The organism is Chitinophaga sp. (assembly GCF_036566945.1).
Classification (GTDB): domain Bacteria; phylum Bacteroidota; class Bacteroidia; order Chitinophagales; family Chitinophagaceae; genus Chitinophaga.
The window spans coordinates 1-4,036 of the sequence record NZ_DATCVJ010000156.1 but is presented as its reverse complement, the minus strand read 5'-3'; the positions used below and the strand labels follow the sequence as shown (position 1 = coordinate 4,036).

3 protein-coding genes are annotated in these 4,036 nt (G+C 46.5%); 1 reads left to right on the top strand and 2 read right to left on the bottom strand.

Features of this window, described 5'->3' with window-relative positions:
* Both VIP81_RS04575 and VIP81_RS04570 read right to left on the bottom strand, forming a co-directional pair.
* Positions 1-788 (bottom strand): DUF3857 domain-containing protein (locus VIP81_RS04575; protein ID WP_331957296.1); only part of this gene is annotated, 788 nt, incomplete at its 3' end.
* 3 nt (positions 789-791) lie between these two features.
* Positions 792-2,807: a transglutaminase domain-containing protein gene (locus VIP81_RS04570; RefSeq protein ID WP_331957295.1), complete on the bottom strand. Its 2,016-nt coding sequence runs from the start codon at positions 2,805-2,807 to the stop codon at positions 792-794.
* 63 nt (positions 2,808-2,870) lie between these two features.
* Between VIP81_RS04570 and queG the strand changes: the two genes are divergently transcribed.
* Positions 2,871-3,785 carry a tRNA epoxyqueuosine(34) reductase QueG gene (gene queG / locus VIP81_RS04565; RefSeq protein ID WP_331957294.1) on the top strand — a complete coding sequence of 305 codons (915 nt, stop codon included), beginning with the start codon at positions 2,871-2,873 and terminating at the stop codon, positions 3,783-3,785.
* The last annotated feature ends 251 nt before the right edge of the window (positions 3,786-4,036 follow it).

Here is a 4,036-nt window from a genome sequence, read left to right as displayed (position 1 = left end):
AGTTTATAAATAAAATTGCCAAAGTCCTTCCAGGTGCTCATGTTGCCTTTATAACGCTCCATTTCAAAGTCAGTAACCCCGAGAAAAACGCTGGGTGTCCGGCGATAAAATTCATCCGGATTTATTTCCTCTTTTAGTGCGGCCAGTTGTTTTACTTCCCAGGTGTAGGTCTTTGAACTTTTGTCAGTTACTGCCACGGGCTCTCCATTATACAGATAACTGCGATAGCGCAAGGCAAAGTCCAACGGTACCGTTACGGTGAATTTACTTTGCTCTACCGTGCAGTCGATACCTTCTTGCGGTTGCCACCCTGGCAACCAGGCGGTAGTATTGAACCGGAGTTCCACCGCATATTCTACCGTATAAGGATATACGTTATAATAGAACTGATGCAGTTTCATGCGGTCGTCTGTCATCAGCGAGCCATCATCTACCGCGCTGATATCCCTGATATCGCTTTGTTTCAGGCGTTTTACCAGTTCACCATTTGCATCGTACAATGCTCCACTGACCGAGCGGATATCTCTGAGTTGGTCGTAGTATGCGGAGAAACGTGCTGCTGCTGCGCCGGCTTCGTCCAGCACTGTCACGATGCTGTGATAGGTGATGCGAACATCCGACAAGTCGTTTACCTTAACGGTTGTTTCATCCAGTCTTTTTACGATATGTGCATTTTCTTTCAGGGCGGCGGGAATATTTTTAGCGGGATACACCGGATCTCCTGCCAGCACTGGTTGTGCGGCTAATGCCAGCAATAACCCGGTGCCTATTATCAATAGCTTGCGCATATTTTATTTTTTCTTTTTTAAGACAATTTGTTCTGCTTCTTTCTTCACGATCATGTCATAAAATTCACGCAGTACGGCATAGTCCTCAGGTTCAAAATTAGCTTTGCTTAATTTTATGCGGCAGCGTAGCTGAATATGATTCTCCTGTTGTTGAATAAGATACTGGAATAGCCCTTCGCGTTCATTGAAGTTGGCGATGGTAGGTTTGGGTAATTCGTCTACCACGTAACCCTCCGGCACATCCATATTAAAGGAATATACTTCATCGGATACGCTGTTCATCTCCACCGGAAATTTGCGATCCATCGATTTAAAAGGATTGTGTTTAAAGGCTTCGCCTAACATTGGGTTGATGTATAATACATCTTCATTCCCTACCTGCATTTTAAACTCATACTTGACCATTACCGGTGATTCCAGGTCTTTCAGGTCTTCCACTACTTTATTCTCCAGCTCTAAATCGCCGGTATAACCTTTAGCAATCTGTTTAAAATATTCGGCTTCGCTTTTCTCCTTAATGGCGGTGCGCACCGCATAGGATTCGAAGTAGGTAGGGCGTTGCATGAAGGAGCCGTTGATCATACCATTTTCGATTTTACCTAACATCACGCTGGTGAATTTTTGTTCTTTCAGTGAATCTGCCCCGAGGAAAACGGGAGTAGCTAAATCATCTACAGTTCTGGCAGCACCGTTATAGCAGGATGGTGGCAGCTTGCAGAAGCCCAGCAGCGGTTCTGAGGCATCCAGTGTAATGTATTCTTCTCCCAGATTCACGCCGGCAATAACATAGTTAAAGCGGGTATATAAAGGATAAAACTGGTACACATAACCGTTGTTACGGGTGCTGAGTAATACCGGCGCCGCAAAAAGTCCTGCTTTTTTCAGCATGGCTACCAGCAGGATATTTATTTCTGCTACATCCCCATTCTTTGCGTTGAAGACGGTCTTCAGCGATCTTTTCAGCCACAAACCACGATGGCTGGTGCAGGTAAAGTTATCCCGTACCCAGGTAAATATTTTCTGTGCTTTTTCCTTATCTGTTTTGGCATCCTTCACCAGGTCCTCTACAGTATTGGCGAAGAAGTTATTATATTTATCGAGAGCCCCTGCCATTTCCGGATCTTTCATCATATCCTTCATCAGTTCTTCCCAGGTACTTTGCACTGGTTTACGTGGCTCACCGGGCCAGTTGTAAGCCGACAATTGAAATTCCACCCGGCTGATATAGTTATCTGTGGTGGTGATAAAACTTTCATCATGAATAGCAGGTACATCTTTCAATGCCCATTTATAGACGGTGATACTGGGTGTTACGGTCACCATTTGAGAAGGGCCCGATGCGCCATGCTCTTCATTGCGGAAAGTAAAAGTAGAACGAGTGAAGTCTTTTGTTTTCACTACAAACTGCTCAAATCCCTGCGGGATGAGCATGTAGTCGAAATATTCCGGGATAGCCACGCTGTATTCGCTCCACAGTCGCGGGTAATCGCCCTGAAAATCCCAGGCGCGCAGGTGGCTGTAATAAGGCGAGGTAATGGTATAAGCGTATTCAATGATAGTACCTGCTTTTACGGCGGGCAAGGTAAATTTCTTTACCATGATGGCTTTATCCAGTTTGTCGCTGAACACATTTTTGCTGTCCATCTTCGTTTCCACTATTTCACCGTTTTCCAGGTTATAGGCGGTGGCTTTCAGGTTCTGCAATTTCTCCTCCTTAGTGTCGGATTTGTAGAGGGGTACTTCTACCGTTGCAGCATCATAGCCGTTTGCGTCGACGATCTTAATACGGCGGTGGACTTTGTAAACGAGTCGCAGGTCACTACCATCTGATTCAAAAGCAGAGGAGCCAATTTCAGCCAGTACGATGGCATGAGCGCCGGTGTCCTGTTCAAATTTTTTAACGGTAAATTCTTCTTTGGTAACTTTTCCGAATTTCATTTTAACACCCTCCTGGGCAACCGCACATAGGGAAAACAAACTGCCTACCAGGCAGGTGAGTATAACAAAGCTATAGCGCATACAGTAATAGCATAGGGATAATATGCGGGGCTAAGGTATAAAAATTCACGTAATTTCGCGGTAATGACCCATACTTTATTCATAAAAGAGCTGGCAAAAGAGTTAGGATTTGATCACTGTGGCATTGCGAAAGCGGTGCAACTGGATGATGATGCGCGGCGGCTGGAAACCTGGCTGAATAAGGGTATGCATGGTAACATGCAGTATATGGAAAATCATTTCGACAAGCGGATAGACCCGCGGAAGCTGGTAGACGGCGCGCAGTCGGTGATTACCTTGTTGTTTAACTACTTTCCTTCCGAGCAGCAGCGGGCGGATGCACCGCGCATTTCCAAGTATGCTTATGGTCATGATTATCATGAGGTGATCCGGGCCCGGTTGAAAACGATGTTGCTGCGGATGCAGGAGCGTATAGGGCCGGTACAGGGGCGTGGATTCGTGGATTCCGCGCCGGTGCTGGAGCGTGCCTGGGCCAAGCGTAGCGGTCTTGGCTGGATAGGAAAAAACGGAAACCTGATCCACAAGCAGGCGGGTTCCTTTTTCTTTATTGCTACCCTTATTACGGATATTGAGCTGGAGTATGATGGCCCGGTGGGCGACTATTGCGGGTCCTGTACGCGGTGCCTGGATGCTTGTCCTACGGAGGCGCTGGTAGCGCCGGGTGTGGTAGATGGCAGTAAATGTATTTCTTACTTTACCATAGAGCTGAAGGATCAGCTGATCCCTGATAAGATGAAGGGGCAGTTTGACGACTGGATGTTTGGTTGTGATACCTGCCAGGATGTATGTCCCTGGAATCGTTTCTCCAAAGCGCACCAGGAGGCGGAGTTTAGCCCGGTACCTGCCATCCTCAACTTTTCTACCCGCGACTGGGAAGAGCTGACAGAAGAGGCTTTTAAAAACATCTTCCGCCACTCTCCCCTTAAGCGAAGTAAGTTTGCCGGCATCCGGAGAAATTTGAATTTTTTAAGCTCTTAGCAGTTAGCTTTTAGCTTTTAGCAAAATGCAGCGAAGATTAACAAATAGTGTATTTCGCTGCATTTTGCTAAAAGCTAAAAGCTAACGGCTAACAGCTGCTATCAGCCACTGCGTAAGGTCTGCTGCTGCTTCGAGGTTCTGGTAAGACGATGGCAATCTCTTTCCATCTACATATTCGTTGTAAAACCAGGGGTCTCCTACGGCAAACACGGTTCCTTTACCCACCTTCGTTACCGCCATGATCACATATT

Bases quoted from the DNA above. Each gene is read 5' to 3' on its own strand.
- queG (WP_331957294.1), top strand. From the start codon at position 2,871: ATGACCCATACTTTATTCATAAAAGAGCTGGCAAAAGAGTTAGGATTT.
- VIP81_RS04570 (WP_331957295.1), bottom strand. From the start codon at position 2,807: ATGCGCTATAGCTTTGTTATACTCACCTGCCTGGTAGGCAGTTTGTTT.